This window comes from Streptomyces sp. NPDC059008 (assembly GCF_042749045.1).
Taxonomy (GTDB): Bacteria; Actinomycetota; Actinomycetes; order Streptomycetales; family Streptomycetaceae; genus Streptomyces.
In genome coordinates, this window is the sequence record NZ_JBHYJC010000009.1 from 213,101 (window position 1) to 236,140 (window position 23,040).

General features: G+C 72.4%; 20 protein-coding genes. 6 read left to right on the plus strand and 14 right to left on the minus strand.

Translation table 11 applies throughout. The annotated features are described in order from the left end of the window. The first annotated feature begins 72 nt into the window (after nt 1–72). Together ACFWZH_RS14700 and ACFWZH_RS14705 are read left to right on the plus strand one after the other, a co-directional pair. Entirely contained in the window at nt 73–3,306 is a 3,234-nt protein-coding gene (locus ACFWZH_RS14700; RefSeq protein WP_384429608.1) for an amidohydrolase family protein, read from the plus strand. Nucleotides 3,307–3,590: 284 nt separating this feature from the next. Then, nucleotides 3,591–4,910, plus strand: coding sequence for an acyl-CoA dehydrogenase family protein (locus tag ACFWZH_RS14705; RefSeq protein ID WP_384429611.1), 1,320 nt, complete (start codon nt 3,591–3,593; stop codon nt 4,908–4,910). Nucleotides 4,911–4,994: 84 nt separating this feature from the next. Here the strand turns inward: ACFWZH_RS14705 and ACFWZH_RS14710 are convergent, their stop codons facing one another. From ACFWZH_RS14710 to ACFWZH_RS14740, 7 genes are all read right to left on the minus strand, one after another. After that, on the minus strand, nt 4,995–5,600 hold the full coding sequence (locus tag ACFWZH_RS14710; protein ID WP_384429614.1) for a GAF domain-containing protein: 606 nt from the start codon (nt 5,598–5,600) through the stop codon (nt 4,995–4,997). Beyond that, a complete protein-coding gene (locus ACFWZH_RS14715; RefSeq protein ID WP_384429617.1) occupies nt 5,597–6,214 on the minus strand; it encodes an ATP/GTP-binding protein in 618 nt (205 codons plus the stop codon). The genes ACFWZH_RS14710 and ACFWZH_RS14715 overlap by 4 nt, the downstream gene beginning before the upstream one ends. Beyond that, nucleotides 6,192–6,581 carry a DUF742 domain-containing protein gene (locus ACFWZH_RS14720; protein ID WP_384429620.1) on the minus strand — a complete coding sequence of 130 codons (390 nt, stop codon included), beginning with the start codon at nt 6,579–6,581 and terminating at the stop codon, nt 6,192–6,194. Before ACFWZH_RS14720 ends, ACFWZH_RS14715 begins: the two co-directional genes overlap by 23 nt. An 8-nt stretch (nt 6,582–6,589) precedes the next feature. Further along, nucleotides 6,590–7,039, minus strand: a complete 450-nt coding sequence (locus ACFWZH_RS14725; protein ID WP_384429623.1) for a roadblock/LC7 domain-containing protein — start codon at nt 7,037–7,039, stop codon at nt 6,590–6,592. Beyond that, nucleotides 7,029–9,056, minus strand: coding sequence for a sensor histidine kinase (locus ACFWZH_RS14730; RefSeq protein ID WP_384429626.1), 2,028 nt, complete (start codon nt 9,054–9,056; stop codon nt 7,029–7,031). Before ACFWZH_RS14730 ends, ACFWZH_RS14725 begins: the two co-directional genes overlap by 11 nt. Nucleotides 9,057–9,212: 156 nt before the next feature. Next, the gene (locus tag ACFWZH_RS14735) at nt 9,213–10,451 is read right to left on the minus strand and encodes an MBL fold metallo-hydrolase (protein ID WP_384429629.1); all 1,239 of its coding nucleotides are present in this window, start codon (nt 10,449–10,451) and stop codon (nt 9,213–9,215) included. A 376-nt stretch (nt 10,452–10,827) separates the two neighbouring features. Then, nucleotides 10,828–12,234, minus strand: coding sequence for an NAD(P)/FAD-dependent oxidoreductase (locus ACFWZH_RS14740; RefSeq protein ID WP_384429632.1), 1,407 nt, complete (start codon nt 12,232–12,234; stop codon nt 10,828–10,830). A 216-nt stretch (nt 12,235–12,450) separates the two neighbouring features. Between ACFWZH_RS14740 and ACFWZH_RS14745 the strand changes: the two genes are divergently transcribed. Continuing rightward, nucleotides 12,451–13,470 (plus strand): carbohydrate kinase family protein, encoded by a 1,020-nt coding sequence (locus ACFWZH_RS14745; protein ID WP_384429635.1) that lies wholly within the window; start codon nt 12,451–12,453, stop codon nt 13,468–13,470. Nucleotides 13,471–13,520: 50 nt separating this feature from the next. Here the strand turns inward: ACFWZH_RS14745 and ACFWZH_RS14750 are convergent, their stop codons facing one another. The 3 genes from ACFWZH_RS14750 to ACFWZH_RS14760 are packed head-to-tail and all read right to left on the minus strand — an operon-like array spanning nt 13,521 to nt 15,575. Beyond that, complete coding sequence (locus ACFWZH_RS14750; protein WP_384429638.1) at nt 13,521–14,426, minus strand: SAM-dependent methyltransferase; 906 nt, start codon at nt 14,424–14,426, stop codon at nt 13,521–13,523. Beyond that, complete coding sequence (locus tag ACFWZH_RS14755) at nt 14,423–14,701, minus strand: DUF397 domain-containing protein (protein WP_384429641.1); 279 nt, start codon at nt 14,699–14,701, stop codon at nt 14,423–14,425. The genes ACFWZH_RS14750 and ACFWZH_RS14755 overlap by 4 nt, the downstream gene beginning before the upstream one ends. Before the next feature lie 7 nt (nt 14,702–14,708). Next, nucleotides 14,709–15,575, minus strand: coding sequence for a helix-turn-helix domain-containing protein (locus tag ACFWZH_RS14760; RefSeq protein ID WP_384429644.1), 867 nt, complete (start codon nt 15,573–15,575; stop codon nt 14,709–14,711). Nucleotides 15,576–15,712: 137 nt separating this feature from the next. On the opposite strand from ACFWZH_RS14760, the gene ACFWZH_RS14765 reads away from it, so the two are divergent. Further along, the gene (locus ACFWZH_RS14765) at nt 15,713–16,180 is read left to right on the plus strand and encodes an ATP-binding protein (RefSeq protein WP_384429647.1); all 468 of its coding nucleotides are present in this window, start codon (nt 15,713–15,715) and stop codon (nt 16,178–16,180) included. Between the two features lie 70 nt (nt 16,181–16,250). Here the strand turns inward: ACFWZH_RS14765 and ACFWZH_RS14770 are convergent, their stop codons facing one another. Further along, complete coding sequence (locus tag ACFWZH_RS14770) at nt 16,251–17,027, minus strand: SGNH/GDSL hydrolase family protein (protein WP_384429703.1); 777 nt, start codon at nt 17,025–17,027, stop codon at nt 16,251–16,253. A 316-nt stretch (nt 17,028–17,343) separates the two neighbouring features. Between ACFWZH_RS14770 and ACFWZH_RS14775 the strand changes: the two genes are divergently transcribed. Together ACFWZH_RS14775 and ACFWZH_RS14780 are read left to right on the plus strand one after the other, a co-directional pair. After that, nucleotides 17,344–18,150 (plus strand): tyrosine-protein phosphatase, encoded by an 807-nt coding sequence (locus tag ACFWZH_RS14775; protein ID WP_384429653.1) that lies wholly within the window; start codon nt 17,344–17,346, stop codon nt 18,148–18,150. A gap of 35 nt (nt 18,151–18,185) precedes the next feature. After that, nucleotides 18,186–18,605, plus strand: a complete 420-nt coding sequence (locus tag ACFWZH_RS14780; protein WP_384429656.1) for a GNAT family N-acetyltransferase — start codon at nt 18,186–18,188, stop codon at nt 18,603–18,605. A 68-nt stretch (nt 18,606–18,673) separates the two neighbouring features. Here ACFWZH_RS14780 and ACFWZH_RS14785 read toward each other — a convergent pair whose 3' ends face one another. The 3 genes from ACFWZH_RS14785 to hpnH all read right to left on the minus strand — a co-directional run bounded on the left by ACFWZH_RS14785 (nt 18,674) and on the right by hpnH (nt 23,038). Further along, nucleotides 18,674–20,056: an aspartate aminotransferase family protein gene (locus ACFWZH_RS14785; protein WP_384429659.1), complete on the minus strand. Its 1,383-nt coding sequence runs from the start codon at nt 20,054–20,056 to the stop codon at nt 18,674–18,676. Next, the gene (gene dxs, locus ACFWZH_RS14790; RefSeq protein ID WP_384429662.1) at nt 20,053–21,933 is read right to left on the minus strand and encodes a 1-deoxy-D-xylulose-5-phosphate synthase; all 1,881 of its coding nucleotides are present in this window, start codon (nt 21,931–21,933) and stop codon (nt 20,053–20,055) included. The genes ACFWZH_RS14785 and dxs overlap by 4 nt, the downstream gene beginning before the upstream one ends. Nucleotides 21,934–22,012: 79 nt before the next feature. Next, nucleotides 22,013–23,038 (minus strand): adenosyl-hopene transferase HpnH, encoded by a 1,026-nt coding sequence (hpnH, locus tag ACFWZH_RS14795; RefSeq protein ID WP_384429665.1) that lies wholly within the window; start codon nt 23,036–23,038, stop codon nt 22,013–22,015. Nucleotides 23,039–23,040 lie beyond the last annotated feature (2 nt).

Below are 23,040 nucleotides of genomic sequence, written 5' to 3' on the forward strand. Positions count from 1 at the left end.
CCGCGCGGCGTGACACGATCAGCCGGTTCTTTCCCGGCACCAGTGACGCAACCGCCTGACACAGGAGGACCGTTGGACACCACGGACCGCTGCGAGAACTCCCCCGAACCGCCCGGCTCCCCCCTTCCGTCCGACCCCCTTCGCCCCTCACCGCTCTCCCGCCGGAGATTTCTGCAGGGCACCGCCTCGGCCGCCGCCGCGGCGGGCCTGGCCGGTGTCGCCGCCCCCACCGCCGCGGCCGGCGGCGCCGGGGCACCCGGCACCGTGCTGTCCTTCACGGCCGCCACCAACGGCGCGGCCTCCCTCGCACCGGCCGGCGACCGACTGATCGCCGAGATCCAGAACGTGCTGTGGTCGCTGCCGCGGGCCGGCGGCGACGCGGTGGCGCTGACCCCGCCCGACCTGGAGCCCACCCGTCCGGTGCACTCCCCCGACGGCCGCCGGATCGCCCTGTGCGCCTACCGGGGCGGCAACTTCCACCTGTGGACGCTCGCCACCGACGGGTCCGGGCTCCGGCAGCTGACCGACGGCCCGTGGGACGACCGCGGTCCCGCCTGGTCCCCGGACGGGACCCGGATCGCCTTCGCCTCGGAGCGGGGCGGGGACGCGGTGTCCGGCAGCGCCTACCGGCTGTGGGTGCTGGAGGTGAAGACCGGGCGGCTGACCCGGGTCACCGGACTGGCCGGCCAGGACGGCCCCCATCAGGACGGCGCCTGGGAGGACTTCGACCCGTGCTGGTCCCCGGACGGCTCGCGGATCTTCTTCGTACGGGGTCGGGTGTCGGGCGCGACGCTGACCTGCCGTACGGTCGCCTCGGTGCCCGCCGACGGCAGCGGCCCGGTGCGCACCGAGCACACCGACTCCTCGGCCGCCCAGGTGATGGTGCCGGCACTGTCCCCCGCCGGCCGGCTCGCCTATCTGCGGACCACGGACTATCCGGGGCCGACCTGCGCACTGGTGGTGGACGGCGCTGCGGTGGCCGTCGACGGCGATGTGGAACCGGTGCCGCCGCGCTGGGTCTCGCGCGACGAGCTGCTGCTGACGGTCGGCGGGCAGTTCCGGATCGTCCGGCCCGACGCCCCGCAGCGGGTCGAGACCATCGCGTTCACCGCCCGGATGACGCTGGACCGCCCCGGTTACCGCGTCAAGGACTACGGCTTCGAGCGGACCGCCCCCGGCCCGGTGCGCGGGGTGCATCTGCCGGCGCTCTCCCCCGACGGCCGCAAGGTCGCCTTCGCCGCCCTCAACTCGCTGTGGGTGGCGCCCACTTCGGGAGGCGGCGCGCCCCGCAGGATCGTCCGGGCCGATGCCACCCGCTACGTCCTGGCGCCGAGCTGGTCCCGCGACGGGCGAGCACTGCTGTACGCCGACGACCGGGACGGGCTGTTCGCGGTGCGCCGCAGGGATGTGGCCTCCGGCGAGGAGACGGTGCTGGCCACCGGAGGCCGGGTGCAGCCGGCGCTGTCCCCGGACGGCGGGCGGCTGGCCGCGCTCGACATGAGCGGAAACCTCGTCTTACGCACCCTGTCCGACGGCGAGGAGCGGGTGCTGGCCGCGCCCATGGGCGCCGGCGGACTGCCGGGACGACCCAGCTGGTCACCGGACGGCCGCTATCTGGCCTACTGCGACCGCAACCGCCTCAACCGCCGTTTCCGCGAGGGCTACAACGTCATCCGGGTCGTGGACACCGAGACCGGCGCCGACCGGCTGTTCGCGCTCGCCGAGCATGTCTCGATCTCCGACCGCTACGACTCGGGGCCCGTGTGGTCGCCCGACGGCCGCTGGATGGCGCTGATCGCCGAGTCCGCGCTGTGGGTGCTGCCGGTGCGGCCCGACGGGGCGCCGGACGGGGCGCCGCGGCGGCTGACCGACGAGAGCGCCGACCACCCCTCGTGGTCCGGCGACTCCCGCACGCTGCTGTATCTCTCGGCGGGCGGGCTGCGGCTGATCCCGGTGTCCGGCGGCCCGGCCCGGAGCGTCCCGCTCACCCTCACCCACCGGCCGTCGCGCGCCCGGGACACCGTCGTCCACGCGGGCAGGTTCTGGGACGGCACCGGCGACACGGTGCGCGAGGACGTCGATGTGGTGGTGCGCGACGGGCGGATCACCGCCGTGGAGCCGCACCGCCCGCACCGGTCCGGCGCGGCCCGCCGGGTGGACGCGTCCGCACGCACCGTGCTGCCCGGCCTGTGGGACGCGCACACCCACCCCTGGCAGACGACGTACGGCGGCCGGCAGACCGCGCTGCAGCTGGCGTACGGCATCACCACCGCGGTCTCCTGCGGGGGCTTCTCCTATGAACAGGTCCGCATCCGGGAGGCGGTGGCGGCCGGTGCGCTCGCCGGACCACGGCTGCTGACCTGCGGGGAGCTGCTGGACGGCGGGCGGGTCGCCTACAGCATGGGGCGGGCGCACCGCACCCGGGCGGGGTTGCGGCGGTCGCTGGCCCGCGGCGCCGCGCTGGACTGGGACTTCGTCAAGACGTACGTACGAGCGCCGGGCTGGGTGATGGAGGAGGCCGCACGCTTCGCCCATGACCGGCTCGGGGTCCGCTCCGGAAGCCATCTGCTCACCCCGGGCGTCCACCTGGGCCAGGACCTGACCACCCATCTGCAGGCCACTCAGCGCCTGGAGTTCGGGCATGCGGTGTCCCGTTCGGGGCGCGCCTACCAGGACGTCGAGGAGGTCTACGCCAAGGGCGACTTCCATCTCCTCGCGACCCCGTTCTCGGCGGAGGCGCTGCTCGGTGACGATCCGGCGCTGGCCGACGACGTACGGGTGGGACGGCTGATGCCGCCCTGGGACCTGGCGCTCGTACGGGAGAACGCCGGGCATCGCCCCACTCCCGCGCAGCTGGCCGACATCGGGACCGAGGTCGGCGTCTACCGGCGGGTGCTGCGCGAGGGCGGGCTGGTCGCGCTGGGTACCGACCAGCCGCTGACGCCGGTGGGGCTGGGCCTGCATCTGTGCCTGCGGGCGCTGCACCGGGGCGGCCTGAGCGTGAGCCAGACGCTGCGGACCGCGACCGCGCTGCCCGCCCGGGTGTTCGGCGCCCAACGGGATCTGGGCACGCTGGAGGTCGGCAAGCTCGGCGACATGACGCTGGTGGACGGCGATCCGTTCAGCGATTTCGACTCGCTGGTGCGGACCTCGGGGGTGCTGCGCGGCGGGCGGCTGTTCGAGCAGCGGGAGCTGGTCGACTCCTTCCCCGCGCCCGCCGCCCGCGCCCTGCGGCCGTCCGTGGCGGACTGGCTGGAGGTGGGCCGGCAGCAGCGCCGTGAGTCCTGCTGCGACCACGGGCACTGACGCCCACCGCCTGGCGGTCGGGTGGCGTGGGGTGGCGCGGTTCCGGGGTCTGGGGAACCGCGCCACGCCATTCATCGGACCGGGGTGGTGCGCCCCCGCTTCGCACTCCAACTCCTGCCATGAATGCCCTCAGTTGATGTTTTGTGCCGCCCGCAGCAGGTATGCCAACGGGTATTGCACACGGTAAGCGATAGATCACGTTCCGGAACGTCCACTGCGCACGGCGCCGCCAGGCGGCCCCGGGTGCGGCCGGCACGGGGGAAGATCGTGGAGGAGGGCTCGTCTTGCATCGCTACTTCACCGACCGGCGGCATGAGGCACTCCGGCAGCGGGTGCGTGACTTCGCCGAAAGGGAGGTCCGCCCCCGGATCGCGGAGATGGAGGCGAGCCGTGCCGTCTGCCGCGACCTCTCGCGGCAGATCGCCCGTCAGGGCTGGGTCGGCGCGACGGTGCACCGGGCGTACGGCGGAATGGGCGCCGGGCATGTCGCCAAGACCCTGATCATCGAGGAACTCTCCCGGGTCAGCGCCGCGATGGGCGCGATGGTGCAGGCGTCCCAGCTCGGCGTCGCGAAGATCGTCCACTTCGGCAGCGAGGAGCAGAAGAAGACCTGGCTGCCGGCCATCGCCTCCGGGGACTGCCTGCCGACCATCGCCGTCACCGAACCGCAGTCCGGCGGCCACGTCCTGGGCATGGAGAGCACCGCGGTCCGCGACGGCGACGACTACCTCCTCAACGGCCGCAAGATCTACGTCGGCAACAGCCATGTCGGCGATCTGCACGGCGTCGTCGTCCGCACCGGCGAGGGCTCCAAGGGGCTGTCGGCGTTCCTCGTCGATTCCGGCAGCCCCGGTTGCCGGGTCGCGCCGCAGCAGCCCGCGATGGGCCTGCACGGCTTCAGCTTCGGCGAACTGCGCTTCGACGACTGCCGGGTCCCGGCGGCGAACCTGCTGGGCCGGGAGGGCGACGGGCTGTCCGTCGCGTACTCCTCCAGCGTGCTGTACGGCCGGCCCAATCTGACCGCCGTCTCGCTGGGCATCCACCAGGCCGTGCTGGACGAGACGACGACGTTCTGCGCGCAGCGCGAGCGCTACGGCAGACCGCTGGCCGACCTCGGCAACATCAAGCTCAAGCTCGGACGGATCCAGTCGCGGCTGCTGCTGGCCCGGCTGTCCGCGTACCACGCGGTGCACCTGCTGGACCAGGGCCTGCCGTGCGATGCGGAGCTGATGAACGCCAAGCTGGTCAATGTGGAGTCGGCGCTGGAGTCGGCGCGCGACGCGATGGACATCCATGCCGCGTGCGGGCTGTTCACCAACCGGCCCGTCGAGCGCTTCCTGCGCGACGCCCACCACATCTTCGCGCCGGCCGGCACCTCCGACGTCCAGCTGCTGCGCCTGGGCGAGATCGCCCTGGGCCAGACGAAGGGCGAGTGGTCCGCCCGGCTCGCGGAGCTGCTGCGGCTGGAGCCGTCGGAGTGGTCCGAGGAGGACGCCGCGGACGCCGTCGCGGACCCGGTCCCGGTCGAGGACGTCCAGGCCACGGTGCCGGGACAGCGCACCGGCCCGGTCCGGCAGCGTTCGTGGTTCGCCCGTCTGAGGTGAGCGGCCGGCCCCGCCCCGGAGCCGCCGTGACCACCGGCCCACCGCGGCACCGGGCCGGCCGCGGCGTCGGGCACCGCGCCCGGATCAGCTGGTGCCGCTCTGCCGCTCCTCCATGCGGTGGATCTGCTCGACGAGTTCAGCGGCCATCGACTTGATGGTCGCCAGCCCCTCCCGCCCCCAGGGGCGCGGTTCGAGGTCCACGACACACACGGTGCCCAGCGCCATGCCGGTGCGGTCGATCAGTGGCGCGCCCAGGTAGGAGCGGATGCCGATCTCGTCCACGACGGGGTTGCCGGCGAACCGCGGATAGTCGCAGACGTCCTCCAGCACCAGCGCCTTGCGGCGGACGATGACGTGCGGGCAGTAGCCGTGGTCGCGGTCCATCTCCCGGCCGGGCTGGGCGCTGGCGGGTGCCGGTCCCAGCTCGACGGCCTGGTCCTGGGCCGGTGTGTAGAGGCCGGCGAAGTACTGCCGGTGCTCGTCGATGAAGTTGACCATCGAGTACGGCGCCCGGGTGATCCGGGCGAGCTTGCGGGCGAAGTCGTCGAACGCGGGCAGCGGGGAGTCCCCGATGCCCAGGGCGCGCAACCGGGCCACCCGCGCCGGAGCCTCGTCGTCCTGAGGGGTGAGCAGCAGATGGCGCGTCGGGTCGTAGGAGACGTACGGGACGCGGGAGGCGGGGTGGTTCATGGCGGCTCCGGGGACGCGGTGAGGGCGGGCGTGAGCAGATGCTGGACGAGCGAGACCAGGACATGGGTGGCCGAGCTGCACAGGCGGGCGTCGCAGAGCACGACGGGGGTGTCCGGGGCGAGGTCCATGGCGTTGCGGACCTCGTCCGGCTCGTAGCGGTAGGAGCCGTCGAACTCGTTGACGGCGACGATGAACTGGATGCCCCGCCGCTCGAAGAAGTCGACGGCGGCGAAGCACTGGTCCAGGCGGCGGGTGTCGGCGAGGATGACCGCGCCGAGCACACCGTTGGACAGCTCGTCCCACATGAACCAGAAGCGCTGCTGTCCCGGCGTCCCGAAGAGGTAGAGGATGTGCTCGGGACCGAGCGTGATCCGGCCGAAGTCCATGGCGACGGTCGTGGTCTGCTTCTCCTCGACGCCCGCCAGATCGTCGGTGCCGACGCTGATCTGTGTGAGGAGTTCCTCCGTGCTGAGCGGCTCGATCTCGCTGACCGCTCCGACGAAGGTCGTCTTGCCGACCCCGAAGCCGCCCGCGACCAGGATCTTCAGAGCCGTCGGGAAGAGATCGGCCGAGGCATGCCCCGGCCGGGCGTCACAGTCGTTTGCGAAGTCCATTCAGCACCGCCTCCAGCAGGGCTCGGTCGGTACGGGAGGCGGGCCCCGCCGAAACGGCCGCGGGGGCCCGCGCGGTGAGCGCCCCGCAGTCGACGAGGTCGGCGAGGAGCACTTTGGTGACCACGGCGGGCAGCCGTATGTGGGCGGCGATCTCGGCGACCGAGACCGGCCCGCCGCACAGCCCCAGCACCTGGGCGTGTTCGGGGCCCTGCGCGGCGACGGGCCGCCGGCCGGTGGCCATCACCATGGTCAGCAGGTCGAAGTGCGCCGTCGGACGGGTCCGGCCGTTGCTGATGGTGTACGGGCGGACCAGCCGGCCCGCGGCGTCGTCGTACCACGGCTCGTGGGCCCGCTGCCGCCGACGCACGGCCGCGGTCAACGACCGCCCGCGGACGCCTGGTGGCGCGCGGGGGTGGCGAGGTACGGCCGGACGCTCTTGACCAGCATCGACATCTCGTAGCCCAGCACCGCCACATCGGCCTCGCGCCCGGCGAGCACCGCCAGGCAGGCGCCCGATCCGGCAGTGGAGACGAACAGGAACGAGGACTCCAGCTCGACGACGACCTGCAGGACGTCGCCGCCCTCGCCGAAGCGGGCTCCGGCGCTGCGGGCGAGGGAGTACAGGCCGCAGGAGAGGGCCGCCATGTGATCGGCGCTGTCGGGGTCGAAGCCATGGGCGGCCTTGACCAGACCGTCCGAGGACAGCAGGAGCGCGCTGCGGGCGTGCGGCACGCGCTGGACGAGCCCCGTCAGCAGCCAGGACAGATCGGTGTGCTGACTGCTCTGCAGCTGCGTCTGCGCCTGCGCACGCACATCACTCACCATGGTTGCGGTCGTCTCCTCGGGGGCGGGCCATCGGGGCATCGTGGTCGTGGTCGTGGAGCGGGGCACCGCCGGCCGGGCCGCCGGCTTCGCCGCCGTGGGCCGGAGTGGTGCCGTCGTCGCCGGCGGGGCCGGCATGGCTGTCGTCGGCGAGGCTGAAGCCGCGCCGGAAGGCGGCCATCAGGCCGGGGTCGTGCTCGGGTTCGGGGCCCGTACGGCGCGCCGGGGACGGCAGGATCGGATCGCCACGCAGCTCGGGGACGAGGTGCGTCTGCTTGTGCCGCCTCGGCAGCCGGGGGCGGGCGCCGTTGTCCGCGGAAGCGGGCGGCGCGGGCGGCAGCACGACCGGGCCGGGATCGGCGGGGGTGCCGCGGGCGGCCTCGGGGCGGTGCGGGTCGGGGGTGGGTGCATCGGCCATGGCGGCTTCGGGGTGGTGGGTGCCCGCGGCGTGGACCAGTCGGCGGCGGGGCGCGCCGGAGCCGGGATCGGTGTCCTCGGAGGCCTGGGCGGGGGCCGGGGCGCCGAGCTCGTCGTAGGCGTGCCGCGGGGTGCCGAGGGTGTCGTCGGGGGCGGGAGCGGGCGCGGGGATGGCCGCGGTCCGAGGGCCGCCGCGGCCGTGAGGGTCGTGGCCGGCCTCCTCGGGGGCGTGACCGCTGTCGTGCGTCCCGTGCTCGCGGGCCGGGTCGGTGTCCGGGGACCCGATGCGCGGCGCTCCGGCACCGCCCGCCTCCCCGTCGGCGAATTCCGCGCCGAGCAGTCCCTGCGGCACGATCAGCACGGCCTGCACTCCGCCGTAGATGTTGCTCTGCAGCCGGACGACGATGCCGTGCCGGCGGGCGAGCGAGGAGACCACGAAGAGCCCGATCCGGCCGTCGCTCAGCAGCTCGTCGACGTCGACGTGGTCGGGGTCGGCGAGCAGGGCGTTCATCCGCGTCTGCTCGTCCGCGGACATCCCCAGGCCGCGGTCCTCGACCTCCACGGCCAGGCCGGCGGTGACGAGCTGGGCGCGCAGCATGACGGGGGTCTGCGGGGCGGAGTAGATCGTGGCGTTCTCGACGAGTTCGGCGAGCAGGTGGATGACGTCGGCGACGGCGTGCCCGCGCAGGGTGCCCTCGATCGGCGGCGCCAGCTTGATCCTCGGGTACTGCTCGACCTCGGCGATCGAGGAGCGCAGCACCTCGGTCATGGAGACCGGGCGGCTCCACTGGCGGCGCGAGATGGCGCCGCCGAGGACGGCGAGGTTCTCGGCGTGCCGGCGGATGCGGGTGGCCAGGTGGTCGACGTGGAACAGGCCCTTGAGCAGGTCCGGGTCCTCGACCTGGTTCTCCAGCTCGTCCAGCAGCTCGATCTCGCGGTGCACCAGGGACTGCAGCCGGCGGGCGAGGTTCACGAAGACCTCGACCTTCTGCTCGCTGCCGCTGGCGTTGCTGCGGGCGATGGCGACCGCGTCGACGACGGCGGACTCGGCGGCCCGGCCCGCGGCGGCCACCTCATGGGCGAGCAGGTCGAGGGTGTCGCCGGTGGGTACCAGGACCGCCTCGGGGTCGCGGCGCTGGAGCCATTCGCCCTGGCGCACCCGGTCCAGGAGGTCGTACAGGTCGGACTGGCTGCGGGCGCAGACCTGACGCAGCCGGGCGTAGCGGGTGACCGTGGCGCGGGCCTCGGAGTTGGCAGCGGCGCTCGCGGTGAGCACGATGACGCAGACGATGGCCAGTCCGCCGGAGAGCACCACCCATTCCCGGCTGGTGATCCGGGCGCCGCCGGCCTGGACGACGAAGGCGGCGACGGCGGTGCAGACGACCGCGGTCAGCAGGCAGGGGACGGCGGTGAGCCGGACCAGACGGGACCGTATCGCCGAGTCGGCGGCCGACTCGGGGAAGGAGGCGCGGCCGTGTCGTCCGCCCTCCCGTTCCCGCCGTCTGACGGCGGGAACGGGGGCTGCCCCCGGGAAGTCCCGGGTCTCTGGGGACCTGGGAGCCTCCTGGGACGTCTGGGGCCCCTGGGGGAATGCGGTAGGCATGGGCGCCCTCCGGATCGGCCGTTGGCAGTTCACGGAGCACGCACGCTAGTTGTTGCCGGGGTGGGGTTCGGACCTACTTCGGGGTTTCGCTACCCCTCGCCACCTCCCTGGGTGGGCGAGGCGCGCACGCCAGTGCGAGTCGATCCGAATTCCCGTTCAAAAAGAGGGGGTTGGCGCCTCCGCGGATGCCCCTCCCGAGGGTCCCGACGGTTCGGCGGCTCCCGACGGCTCGCGGACGGCGCTCGCCGGCGCGACGCGCGCCGGGGGCCAACTCGGCCAGCCCTGAACCGGCGGCACGGCCACGGCCCGCCACCAGGGTTCCACGACCGGCTCGTCGGCGGGCTCGAACGGCTTGCCCGGCACCGGTGCGGCCGCCTTCGCACCGTCCCGCCGCGCCGCCGCGACCGTGCGCTCCACGGGTTCGGACCACGGATGGGGCGCGAGATTGAACGTGCCCCAGTGGATCGGCAGCAGCACCCCCTGCGGGCTGCCGCCGGACAGGTCGGCGTGTGCCCGCAGCCCCTCCTCCGGGGTCATGTGGATGTCCGGCCAGAAATCGCTGTACGCACCGATCTGGATCATCGTCGCGTCGAACGGGCCGTGCGCCGCGCCGATCTCGGCGAACCCGGAGAAGTAGCCGGTGTCGCCGCTGTGGAAGATCCGGTGCTGGGGGCCGGCGACCACCCAGGAGGCCCACAGGGTGTGCTGCGGGCCGCGCAGTCCGCGGCCGCAGAAGTGCTGGGCGGGGGTGGCGGTGAGGGTCAGGCCGCCGACCCGGGTGCTCTCGTGCCAGTCCAGCTCGGTGATCCGCTCCTCGGGAACGCCCCAGAACTCCAGGTCGGCGCCGATCCCGAGCGGGACGACGAAGGCCGCGCCGGTGCGGATCAGGCCCTGGATCGTCGACATGTCGAGATGGTCGTAGTGGTCGTGCGAGATCACCACGACGTCGACCGGGTCGAGCGCGTCCAGCTCGACGGGCACCGGGTGCATCCGCTTGGGTCCGGCCCAGGTGAAGGGCGAGCAGCGCTCACCCCAGACCGGGTCGAAGAGCACCCGCCGCCCGTCTATCTCGGCCAGCACGCTCGAATGGCCCATCCAGGTGAGCCGCAGCCCGGAGGCGGGCGGCCGGCCCCAGTCTTCGGCGGTCGGGCGGTGCACCGGAATCCGGCCGACCGGCGCCCGGCGCAGCCGCCCCTCCCGGCTCAGCTGTGTACGTGCCATCGGCAGCGCGGAGCCGTGGAGCAGCTGCCTGGTGGGCGCCGGATTGCGGAACTGTCCGTCCACGAACTGCGGCGATCTGCGCATCCTGGCCAGCCGCTCCCCCGTGGGCTCGGCGCCGAAGCTCGCGGGGCGCAGCGCGGAAAGTCGAGTGCGGCGGGGTCGGGAACCGGTCACGGCACCTCCATGGTCGGGGCAGTCGCGAAGTGAACGGGCCGCGTGAGCGGCAGGTTCCGGCACACCGCGCCTCGCGGCGCCGTCGTGCGCTCCCGCACCACGACACCCGGACTCCACACCATCACCCGCAGATCACAACCGCGCGACCGGCTGCGGCATTCCGGGCCAGGGTGTGAGGTCCTTCTCACCGATGGAGCGGCGGGCAACGGCGGGCCCGGCCCCTCACCGCCCCCCATCCGAACCCCAGTACGACATGCGCCTCCGCCGGGCGGTGGCCGAGCCGCCCGGGTCCCGGGTCGTCATCCGCGCCATGTCCCACCCTTCCGCAGGCCCGCGGGCGGGTGCAGCCGGGTCTCCGGGCCGGCTCCGGTGGAGCTCAGGTCCCCTCGACGACCGTGGGCGGCGCGGGGAGCCCGGGGCGCCGGGGCAGGAGGAGAGTGCGGAGCAGGATCCGGGGGGCGAAGAGCCGGGTGGGGGGTGCGGTGAGGCAGAAGACGTCCCGGAAGGCGTCGCCGACGACGCGGTCGACGCCGGCGCGCGCGAACAGCCGGTCGAGGTACCACGTGCTCAGCCGCTCGCCGAGGCCCGCCTCGGCGTCCTGGCCGCCGGCGTAGGGGCGGTCCGCGCCCACCGCGGCGAGCCAGGCGGGCTCCACGGCGCGGGCCACCGCCCGCTGCGCCTCGGCGGTGGCACCGGGCCGCAGGCCGCCACCGCCGGCGAGGGCGTCGCGCACCGCCAGCGCGCCCAAGGCGGCGACCGACATGCCCTGCCCGTATACGGGGTTGAAGGTGCAGGCGGCGTCCCCCAGGACGAGGAACCCTTCGGGCAGGGCACCGGGGCGCTCGAAATGCCGGCGCCGGTTGCGGGTGTCGCGGAAGCCGTGCACCGGCGAGAGCGGCTCGGCCCGTGCGAGCAGTTCGTGGATGTACGGGTCGCCGATCGTGGCGCTGAACGCGGTGAACTCGGCCTCGTCCGTGGGCGGGTGGTGCCCGCGCACCCCCGACAGCGTCAGCAGCCAGTTGCCGTCCTCGACCGGGATGAACGCGGCGCCGCGGGGGCACTCCGGCCAGCCGGGGACGTTGACACCCACGTCGGGGGCGGTGTCCGGGTCCTTGGGCCGGTACATCCGGGTGGCGTAGGCGAGTCCCGCGTCCACGGTCTCCTCGTGCGGGGAGGTCCGGCCCAGCGCGGCGTACCACTGGGGCGCGCGGGATGCCCGGCCCGAGGCGTCCACGACGAGCGCGGCCGGCAGCACCCGTTCGGCGGGCTCACCCGGCCCGGCCTCCCGTGACCGCACGCGCACCCCGCTCACCCGGCCGGCGTCCCCGGTCAGTCCGATGACCTCGGTCGCCTCCAGGACCTCCACCCGGGTGGGCGAGCCGGCGGCCGACCGCAGCGCCCGCTCGCGCACGACCGCGTCCAGCACCGGCCGGGTGATGCTCAGCGTGCGATGACGGCGCTCGTCGAAGCGGCGCTGCCATCCGGTGGGGGTACGGGTGAGGATGTCGCGCGGCAGGTACAGGCTGCGCGCCCCGGCCTCGACCAGCGCGGCGACCGTGCCGGGCAGCAGCTCCTCCAGCGCCCGCTGACCGCCGCTGAGGAGGATGTGCAGATGGCGGGCCTGCGGGACGCCCTTACGGAAGGCACGGTCCTGCGGGTACCGGTCGCGTTCGACGACCGTGATCGCCTCGACCTGCCCTGTCAGGGCGGTGACGGCCAGCATTCCGGCGAGCCCGCCCCCGATCACGATCGCGGTGCGCCCGCCATTGGAGTGCTCTGCCATCCCCACCTCGCTCCCCTGCCGGACCTGCCCGGCCACCGCTCGTCTGCGCGACTTCCTGCGATTCCTTTCCTCCCTCGTGCCACCCCAGTCCCTGACATCCCGATTTGCGGCGCCCCTGCGTCTAGGGTGTGTCTCTCCGGCAGTGGACGCACCCGGTCCGCAAACGGTCTCACCAGCAAGGGATTCGCCTCACCGGCAAGAGATTCAAGGACGCTTGTGACATTCCAGCAGGTTTCTGAGCCGTATGACGCATACGACGTACTCGTCTTCGGTGGGACGGGCGTGGACACCGTCGTGCCGGTCGGCGCGCTGCCCGTGCCGCTCGCCGATTCCCACCCGGTGGCGCCCATCCGCGAGTGGGCGGGGCACACCGGCACCGGCGTCGCGCTGGGGTGCGCGGCGCTCGGGCTGGCCACCGGGCTCGTGGACTTCATCGGCGACGACCATCCCGGCAGCCTGGTCCGCGAGCGGCTGGCCGGCACCGGCGTCGACTTCCGTCCGCTGCTCTCCCCGCACGGCACCCGGCGCGCGGTCAACCTCGTCTCCCCCGACGGCCGCCGGATGTCCTTCCACGACGCCCGCGACCCGCGCGACCTGCGGATGCCGGCCGAGCACTACCTCCCGGCTCTGCGCCGGGCCCGGCACGTCCATCTGTCGATCACGCACTTCGCCCGCTTCGTCTACGACGACATCGAAGCGCTCGGCCTCCCCGTCTCCACCGATCTGCACGACTGGGACGGTCTGACCGAGCACCACCGGGAGTTCGCGTTCCGCTCGGACCTGGTGTTCCTCAGCACGGCCGGGGCGGGCGAACGGATCGGGTCCGTCATGCGGGACATCCTGCGCCAGGGGCGCGCCGAGGCGGTGATCGCGACGGCCGGCGCGGGCGGCGCGTACCTCCTCACGCCCGACGACCGCACCCCGCGGCTCGTACCGGCCGTGGTCCCGCCCGGCCCCGTCGTGGACAGCAACGGCGCCGGTGACGCCTTCACCTGCGGCTTCCTCTACGGCCGGCTGGCGGGTCGGCCGCTTGAGGAGTGCGCACGGCTGGGCGCCGTCGCGGGAGCGCACGCGTGCACCGCGCCGGGGACGCACACCGCCCTCGTCGGACCCGACGACCTGCGCGGGGTGCTCACCGACACCCCGGCGGTCGCCCCCGACCTGACGGCACGTGTGGTGGAGACGCCCGGACTTCCGGAACCGCCGGAAGCCCAGGTCTCCCCTGCGGGGGCGTAGGTCTCCAGGCGTCGTGCGCGGCCTGCCGCCCCGCCGGTGTCCGGTGGTTTTCAGCCCTTGCGGCCCACCGCGCCGTAGAAAATGGTGTTGTTGAGCTCCTCCGCGCCGGGCACCTCGCCGTCCGGTCGCCACAGCGGCACCCGTACGACGCCGGGCGGCAGCACCGCGAACGGCCCGAAGAGCCGCTCGATGCCGGCCTTCGACCGCAGGTTGAGGGTGGCGGTTGCGCTCTTGTAGACGTCCTGCACACCGGCTCGCGCCACCTCGTCCGTGCGACCGCCCTCGTACGCCTCGTAGGGCTCGTCGGTGGCGTGCGACAGGACGAGGTGACTGCCCGCGGGGAGCGCCTCGGCGAGGGCGGCGACGATGCCGGCCGGGTCCTCGTCGTCCCGGACGAAGTGCAGCACGGCGACCAGCAGCAGCGCCACCGGCCGGTCGAAGTCGATCAGTTCGCGGACGGTGGGGTGCGCCAGGATCGCCTGGGGGTCGCGGACGTCGCCGAGCACGAAGCCGGTGTGCGCGGTGTTGGTCAGCCGGGCCCCGGCGTGGGTGGCGACGATCGGGTCGTTGTCGGCGTACACGACGCGGGTGTCGGGGGCGATCTCGCGGGCCACCTCGTGGGTGTTGGGCGAGGTGGGGATGCCGGTGCCGATGTCGATGATCTGGCGGATGCCGCCGGCGACCAGTTCGCGCACCGCCCGGCGCAGGAACGCGCGGTTGGCGCGGGCGCTGAGCCGCACCTGGGGGTGGACCTCGATGACCCGCTCGGCGGCCACCCGGTCGACCTCGTAGTTGTCCCAGCCGCCGAGGTAGTAGTCGTACATCCGTGCCGGGTGCGGCCGGCTGGTGTCGATCTCCTCGGCCGCGAAACCGGAGTGCGCCGGGCCCGGGGCGTACGGTCCGATCTGCGGGACCTCCGGGTCCGGGGCCGCGGGGAAGGTGTTCTGCTCGCTCACGCCGACCTCCGTTCGGTGCACCGGCCCGGTGCGGCGGAGAGCAGGAAGTCGGCGTGGCCGGCCTTCGCCCCCTCGATGAAACTCACCATTTCACGGTGGGTGTAGATGAGTGCCGGGCCGTCCGGGTCGGTGGACTGGCGCAGCGCGATGCGGCCGTCCCCCAGCCTCATCGCCTCGACGCACTCGCCGCCGTTCCCGCCGCTCCATGGTTTGAGCCAGCCCTCTGTGCCCAGCTCTTTGGCGGGCATGCCGTTGTAGATGCGTATGCGATCCATGGGGGGTTCAGATCTCCTTGCGAAAGCCACCCAGAATGGCCTCGGTGGTGTGTGCCGGCGCGGCCTGCGCGCACATCCGGTCCAGGGCCTCCAGGAACTGCGAGACGTCGTTGCGCTGGTCGAAGTACACGGCTCCGACGAGGCTCTCCGCGTATGCGATGTCCGGGAGTTCCGGGATCGGGAAGCGGAAGATGTGAAAGGGCCCGTACATGGCGGGGTGCGGGCCCGCGGCGAAGGGCATGAGCTGCAGCCGCACGTTCGGCAGCGCGGTGGCCTCCATGAGCCGGGTGATCTGGTCGCGCATCACCTTGGGCCCGCCGATCGGTCGCCGCAGGACGGTCTCGTCCATGACCACCCACAGCATCGGTGCGTTCTCGCGGGTCAGCAGGGCCTGCCGCTCCATGCGCAGCGCGACGATGCGGTCGATGTCGGCCGCGGAGGCGTGCGGCATACCGGCGCGCAGGACGGCGGTGGCGTAGTCCTCGGTCTGCAGCAGCCCGGGGACGTAGTGGGGCTGGTAGGCGCGGATGAGGTTGGCCTCGCCCTCCAGGCTGACGAACGCGCTGAACCACTCGGGGAGCACATCGCGGAAGCGGTGCCACCAGCCCGGCTTGTTGGCCTCGCGGGCCAGCGAGAGGAAGCCCTCGACCTCGTCGCCGTCGGTGACGCCGTAGGTCGCCAGCAGCTTCTCGACGTAGGGGAGTTTGAGGCCGACCTCGGCCTTCTCCATGCGCCGTATCGTGGCGTGGGTCACATCGAGCGCCGCGGCGGCCTGCTCGAAGGAGAGTCCTGCTTTTTCGCGCAGGTCCTGCAGCCGCTTGCCGAGCACCACCCGCAGGACGGTCGGTGCGCCTGCCGACCGTGGGTCCGCCACGTCCGATCGCCTCCAACTGATGTCAGTGATCAGCAGTGTGTCATGCCGTCATCATTAACGAACAGACTGCTCTTACGATTCTGCAAATTACAGAGTGATCCTTGCCATCGGTGACCAACATCGCACATAGTTACGGCGTGGCTTCCTCCAACAACGCTTCTTCGTTAGGGCGCTGTGGCGGCTTCGTCGCCCAGTACCCGCAGGACGCGTTCCACTTGCCGGCGCGACGCACGTCCGTTCCCGAGGCGCGCAGACGCGTCAGCGCGCTGCTGTGCGAGTGGGGCGCGGATCAACAGGTCCGCGACGACGTGGAGTTGGTGGTCTCCGAGCTGTTCACCAACGCGGTACGGCACACCGACAGCGAGAAGGTCGGCTGCGAACTGAGCCTCGTCGGGACGCACATACGCATAGAGATCACGGACCAGGGCGGTCCGGGGCTTTCGGCGCCGCACGTCCAGCCCGGCAGCGTGGACAAGGAGTGCGGACGGGGCCTGTTCCTCGTCGGAGCCCTGTCCGACGGCTGGGGATCGCGGCCCGCCGACAGCGGTCCGGGCCGGATCGTCTGGGCCGACCTGCCGTACACGGGCACCGCGGCACACAACTGAGGCCCCGTTCCGCGTCGGCGGAAGCGGGGCCTCAGTCATGCCGCGGGCTCGCCATGGGGCCGCGGCCGCACTACAGCGGGAGCAGGTCCGGCCGCTTGGGCTCGACATGGTCGCCGGAGGACTCGCCGCGCAGCCGGCGGCCGATCCACGGCACGAGGTGCTCCCGTGCCCAGTGGATGTTGTCCCGCCGCGCCTCGGCGGCCGACCGCTCCGCCTCCGGGGGCCACGGCTGGTCCGGGTCGGCCGGCACCCGCAGACCGAGCACCTGGGCCGCGCGCAGCGCCACCCGGGTGTGGCCGTCGGCCGACAGATGCAGCCGGTCCTCGCTCCAGGCCCGCCGGTCCTGCACCGACTTCAGCGACCACAGGTCCAGTACCGGGCAGTCGTGCCGGTCCGCGATGGCCCGGACGTGCGCCGTGTACGTCGCGATCTTGCCGCGCAGATGCTTGAGCACCGGGACACCGCGGGTGTCGAAGCCGGTGCAGAGCAGGACCGTGCCGACCGACCGCCGAAGATCGACGACCGCCGCCTCGTAGCGCTCGGCGACCGCGTCCGGGTCCGAGCCGGGCCGCAGGATGTCGTTGCCGCCGGCACAGAACGTCACCAGGGCCGGGGCGAGCTCCTTCGCCCGCGGCACCTGCTCCTCGACGATCTGGTCCAGAAGCCGTCCCCTGACGGCGAGGTTCGCATAGCGGAAGTCCCCCTCCGCCTGCTTGTCCGAGAGCAGGACCGCGAGCCGGTCCGCCCAACCGATGTACACCCCGTCAGGGCCGGGATCCCCGACCCCCTCTGTGAAGCTGTCCCCGACGGCTGCGTACGACCCGATGGCGCCGTGGGCGCCGGTGATGAAGTCCTTCGACTCATCTGCAGCGCTCGTGGCGCCGCTGCTGATGTTCTTCGAATCGTCTGCCACGTCAGGACATACTTCACCTTCAGAAGTGACCTACGCCACCGTAACCAGGGGTTGACGGGAGGTGATTAATGCCACCAGGTCAAATTCTTCTCAAGTTGGAATAATGATCGATCACACAGTGCCCCGAGCGCCGTCTCGCGCTTCCGCACGCCACCATCGCGGCTTGATTGAGTATTGCATCAGTGTCGTATCGTCGGTTGTGCCCGCGCCGTCGACGAGCAGCGTCGCCGGCCGACACCAAGGAGCGCCCGTGACGCAGACGCCGCAGGTCCCCCAGGCACAGCCCGAGCTCGCGGAGGTCCGCAACTTCCGCGATGTGGGCGGGCTGCCGACCGTGGACGGGCGTCGCGTACGGGAGGGCCGGCTGTTCCGCAGCGGGCACCTCGCCCACGCCACGGAAGAGGACACGGCCTTTCTGGCCGGCCTCGGACTGCACACCATCTTCGACTTCCGCAACGCCTCGGACATCAAGCTGGAGGGCCCCGACGTCGCGCTGCCCGGCGTGCGCAACGTGAACATCCCGCTCACCGACCCGGCCGACGGCGCGGAGTTCTGGACGATGGTGCGCGACGGTGAGCTGGGTCAGCTGCGCACCATGCTCGGCGACGGCAAGGCCGCGGCCCGTATGACGGCGACCTACCGCCACATCATCACCACCCGCACGGAGGACCACAGCCGGGTACTGCACGCGCTCGCCGAGGACAGCGTCCCGGCGCTGATGCACTGCGCGGCCGGCAAGGACCGCGCGGGCCTGTCCGTCGCGGTGACCCTGCTGGCGGTCGGTGTGGAGCGGGACGCCATCGAGGAGGACTACCTCAAGTCGAACGAGCCGCACCGCCGCTACAAGATCCGCCGCTCCGACAACTCCGCGGTCGGGATGTCCGCGGAGGTCCTGGAGCTGCTCTCGCCGCTGTTCGGGGCGCACGCCGACTACCTCACGGCCGCCTACGACGCGATCGAGACGACCTGGGGCTCCACGGAGAGCTACCTCACCGACGGCCTGAAGCTGGCGCCCGCCACCCGCGAGCGGCTGCGCGACCGGCTGCTGGAGGGCTGACCCGCCGCGGACGGCCGTGTGGCAGGCTCCGGGTCATGATCGACAACTATGAGTTCTCCAGCGATCCGGACCGGCTGGACCCCGCCCTGGTGCACCACTGGCTGTCCACCGACACGTACTGGGCCGCGGGGCGCTCGCGGGAGAAGCAGGACCAGGCGATCGCCGACTCGCTGAACTTCGGGGCCTACGACACCGCGTCGGGTACCCAGGTCGGCTACGCCCGGGTGATCACCGACCGGGTCACCTTCGCCTGGCTCTGCGACGTCTACGTCGCCCGCGAGGCACGCGGCAAGGGGATAGGCACCGCGCTGGTCGCCGCGGTCCGCGACCACCTCGCGCCCTACGACGTGCGGCGCATCCTGCTCGCCACGGCCGACGCCCACGACGTCTACGAGAAGGTGGGCTTCCGTCCGTTGGCGGAGCCCGGCAAATGGATGGCCTACGGCCGCCAGTAGCGCCCGCTCACGGCTCGGCGGTCGCGAGCGGGTGTCACTGGTACCGGGGAGGCACCGGCATCCGCTCGTCAGCGGTGGGCGACCGCCTGCTTGACCAGCGTCCGCCCGAAGTCCCACAGCAGGCCGCCGCCACCATGGGCGTCGTCCATGACGGCCGTGAACGCCGCCACGAAGCGGTCCACTTCCGGCTCGCCGATGATCAGCGGCGGGATCAGCTTGATGACCTCCAGATGGTCGCCGGAGACCTGGGTCAGGATGCGGTGCCGCTGCAGCAGCGGGACCACCACCATCTGCGCGAACAGGCCCTTGCGGGCCGCCTGCAGCATCGTCCAGCGGCTCCGCAGCCCGAGGGAGCTGGGGCGGCCGAACTCGATGCCGATCATCAGGCCGCGGCCGCGCACGTCGTGCAGCAGCTCGTACCTGCCGACCAGCGCGGCGAGCCGGGAGCGCAGCAGCTCGCCGGTGTGCCGGGCGTGGGCGACGAGCTGCTCGTCCTCCAGCACCGTGAGCACCGCCAGGCCCGCCGCCATCGCCTGGGCGTTGGAGCCGAAGCTGGCGGAGTGCACCAGCACCCGGTCCATGGAGGAGTAGACCTTCTTGAAGATCCAGTCCTTGCCGAGGGTCGCACCGACGGGGACATAGCCGCCGGAGAGCGCCTTGGCCACGCACACCAGGTCCGGTTCGACGCCGTCCTCGTGCTGGTAGGCGAAGAAGTCGCCGGTGCGGCCGAGGCCGGTCTGCACCTCGTCGGCGATCAGCAGCGCCTTGTGCCGGTGCAGCAGCTCCTGTGCGGCACGCAGGAAACCGGGCGGGGCGGGGTGGACGCCCTTGCCCTGGACGGGCTCGACGACGAAGCCGGCCACGTCACCGCGCTCGAGCTCCCGTTCCAGCGCGGCCAGATCGCCCATCTCGACGGCCGTGTCCGGCAGCAGCGGTGCGAAGCCGTCGCGGAAGCCGTCCTCGCCGTTGACGGAGAGCGCGCCGGTGGTCAGGCCGTGGAAGGCATGGGTGCAGTACAGCACGCGCGGTCTGCCGGTGGCGCAGCGGGCGAACTTCAGGGCGGTCTCGACGGCTTCGGTGCCGCTGTTGCCGAAGAAGACCCGGTCCAGGTGGGGCGCGTGGGCCAGCAGCTTCTCGGCGAGCAGTCCGGGCAGCGGCGCGCAGTCGAAGCGGGTGAGGTCGGGGAGCTGGGCGTCCAGGACGTCGTGCAGCGCCTGCCGGACGACGGGATGGTGCCGCCCCAGGCCCATCACCCCGAAGCCCGCCAGCATGTCCAGGTAGTCCCGGCCGTCGGCGTCCCAGAAGTACGCGCCCTGCGCCCGCTCGTAGACCTTGTCGAAACCGATGGTGCGCAGCATCCGCGGGAGCTGGTGGTTGAGGTGGCGGGCGTGCAGGTCGTAGCGCTCGGCGCCGCGCTCGGCGAGCAGCCGGGTCAGGTCGAAACCGGTCACGGGGTGCTCTCCTTACGCGCCAGCGCGGCACTGATCCGGCCGGCGATCTCGGCCGGGGTGAGGCCGAGGTCGGCCAGCAGCTCCCCGCGCCGTGCGTGCGGCAGGAACTGCTCGGGCAGGCCGAAGGTGCGCAGCGGCACATCGACGTCCGCGTCCCGCAGCGCCTGACCGACGGCCCAGCCGACACCGCCGTTGCGGCTGTTGTCCTCGACGACCGCGACCATCGCGTGCCGCGCGGCGAGCCGGGGGATGGCGTCGTCGACCGGCTTGACCCAGCGCGGGTCGACGACGGTCGCGTCCACGCCGCGGGCGGCGAGCAGTTCGGCCACCCGCAGACAGACCGGGGCCATCACGCCGACCGCGACCAGCAGCACGTCCGGATGCGGCGTGCGGTACAGGACGTCGAGGCCGCCGATCCGGTCCACGGCCGGGATCGGGTCGTCCACCGACTCCTTGGGGAAGCGGATGACGGTCGGTGCGTCGTCCACCTCCAGCGATTCGCGCAGCTGGGCGCGGAGCTGGTCGGCGTCGCGCGGCGCGGCGATCCGCAGGCCCGGTACGACGCCCAGCACCGACAGGTCCCACATGCCGTTGTGCGAGGCGCCGTCGGTGCCGGTGACACCGGCCCGGTCCAGGACGAAGGTGACCCCGCACTTGTGCAGGGCGACGTCCATCAGCACCTGGTCGAAGGCGCGGTTGAGGAAGGTGGCGTACACCGCGACGACCGGGTGCAGTCCGCCGGTGGCCAGCCCGGCGGCCGAGACCGCGGCGTGCTGTTCGGCGATCCCCACGTCCCACACCCGGTCCGGGAACGCCTCGGCGAACCTGCCCAGGCCCACCGGCTGCAGCATCGCCGCCGTGATGGCCACCACGTCCTCGCGCTCGGCGCCGATGCGGACCATCTCGTCGGCGAAGACGGACGTCCAGGAGGGCGCGCCGGGCGGGGCGACCGGCGCGCAGGTCAGCGGGTCCATCATGCCGACGGTGTGGAAGTGGTCCGCCTCGTCCTCCAGGGCCGGCTGGTAGCCGCGGCCCTTCTCGGTGAGGCAGTGCACCAGCACCGGCCCGTGGAAGCCGGCCGCGCGGCGCAGCGCGGACTCGACGGCCGCGATGTCATGGCCGTCGATGGGTCCGATGTACTTCAGGCCCAGGTCCTCGAACATGCCCTGGGGCGCGAAGGCGTCTTTGAAGCCCTTCTTGGCGCCGTGCAGGGACTCGTAGAGCGGCTGCCCGACGACCGGGGTGCGCTGGAGGACGTCCTTCCCCCAGGCCAGGACCTTCTCGTAGCCGTCGGTGGTGCGCAGGGTGGCGAGGTGGTCGGCCAGGCCGCCGATGGTCGGCGCGTAGGAGCGCTCGTTGTCGTTGACGACGATGATCAGCGGGCGGTCCTTGGCGGCGGCGATGTTGTTGAGCGCCTCCCAGGCCATTCCGCCGGTCAGCGCGCCGTCGCCGATGACGGCGACGACGTGGTCGTCCTTGCCGCGCACCTGGTGGGCCTTGGCCAGGCCGTCGGCCCAGCCCAGGACGGTGGAGGCGTGCGAGTTCTCGATCACGTCGTGGTCGGACTCGGCGCGCGAGGGGTAGCCGGACAGCCCGCCCTTGGCCCGCAGCTTGGAGAAGTCCTGACGCCCGGTCAGCAGTTTGTGGACGTAGGACTGGTGGCCGGTGTCCCACAGGATGCGGTCGGCCGGCGAGTCGAAGACCCGGTGCAGGGCGATGGTCAGCTCGACCACGCCGAGGTTGGGGCCCAGATGACCGCCGGTGCGGGCGACGGCGTGCACGAGGAAGTGCCGGATCTCCTCGGCGAGTTCGGGCAGGCGCCCCTCGGGGAGTGCCTTGAGGTCACGCGGTGCGCGGATGTGTTCCAGCATCGTCACAGTGGGTCCCCCTCTGCTCGTTCGACTGACCGTGGTGACGGAAGGAGCCCCCAGGGCGTGGGCTCCCCCGCTCATGGGGTCATCCGCGGTTCCCCGCGACGGTCTCCTTGGCCGCCCGGAGGGATTCCTTGAGGGAGCCCATGGTGGCCAGGACGGCCGTCGGCTCGTAGCCGCAGTGCGCCATGCAGTTGGCGCAGCGCGGGTCCTTGCCGCGGCCGTACTTGTCCCAGTCGGTCTCCTCGATGAGCTCCCGGTACGTCGGGACGTAGCCGTCGCTCATCAGGTAGCACGGGCGCTGCCAGCCGAACAGCGAGTAGTTGGGGATCGCCCAGGCCGTGCACGGGAAGTCCGCCTTGCCCTCCAGGAAGTCCAGGAAGAGCGGGCTGTGGTTGAGCCGCCAGCGGCGCCGGTTTCCGCCGGCGAAGGCCTTTCTGAACAGCTCCCGGGTCTGCTCGACGCCCAGGAAGTGCTCCTGGTCGGGGGCCTTTTCGTAGGCGTAGGCGGGCGACAGCATCATTTCGTCGACCTGCAGGTCGTCATTGAGGAAGTTGAGGACCTCGATGATGGTCTGCGGGGTGTCGGTGTTGAAGAACGTGGAATTGGTGGTGACCCGGAAGCCGCACCGCTTGGCTTCCTTGATCGCCGCCACCGCCTCGTCGAATACGCCTTCCTTCGCCACGGATTCGTCGTGGCGCTCGCGCATTCCGTCGATGTGCACCGCGAACGCGAAATAGGGCGACGGGGTGAACTGGTCCATCTTCTTGCGCAGCAGCATCGCGTTGGTGCACAGGAAGACGTACTTCCGCCGGGCCACCAACTGCCGCACGATCTCGTCGATCTGCGGGTGCATCAACGGCTCGCCACCGGCGATCGAGACCATCGGGGCACCGGACTCCAGCACCGCCCCCACCGCCTGCGCCACCGGCATCCGCTGCTTGAGCACCCCCGCGGGGTGCTGGATCTTCCCGCAGCCCTCGCATTTGAGATTGCACGCGAAGAGGGGTTCGAGCTCGACGATGAGCGGGAACTTCTCGCGCCGGCGAATCATCTTCTGTTCAAAGAGATAGGTCCCGACCCGGATGGACTGACGGAGCGGCATGGCCATCT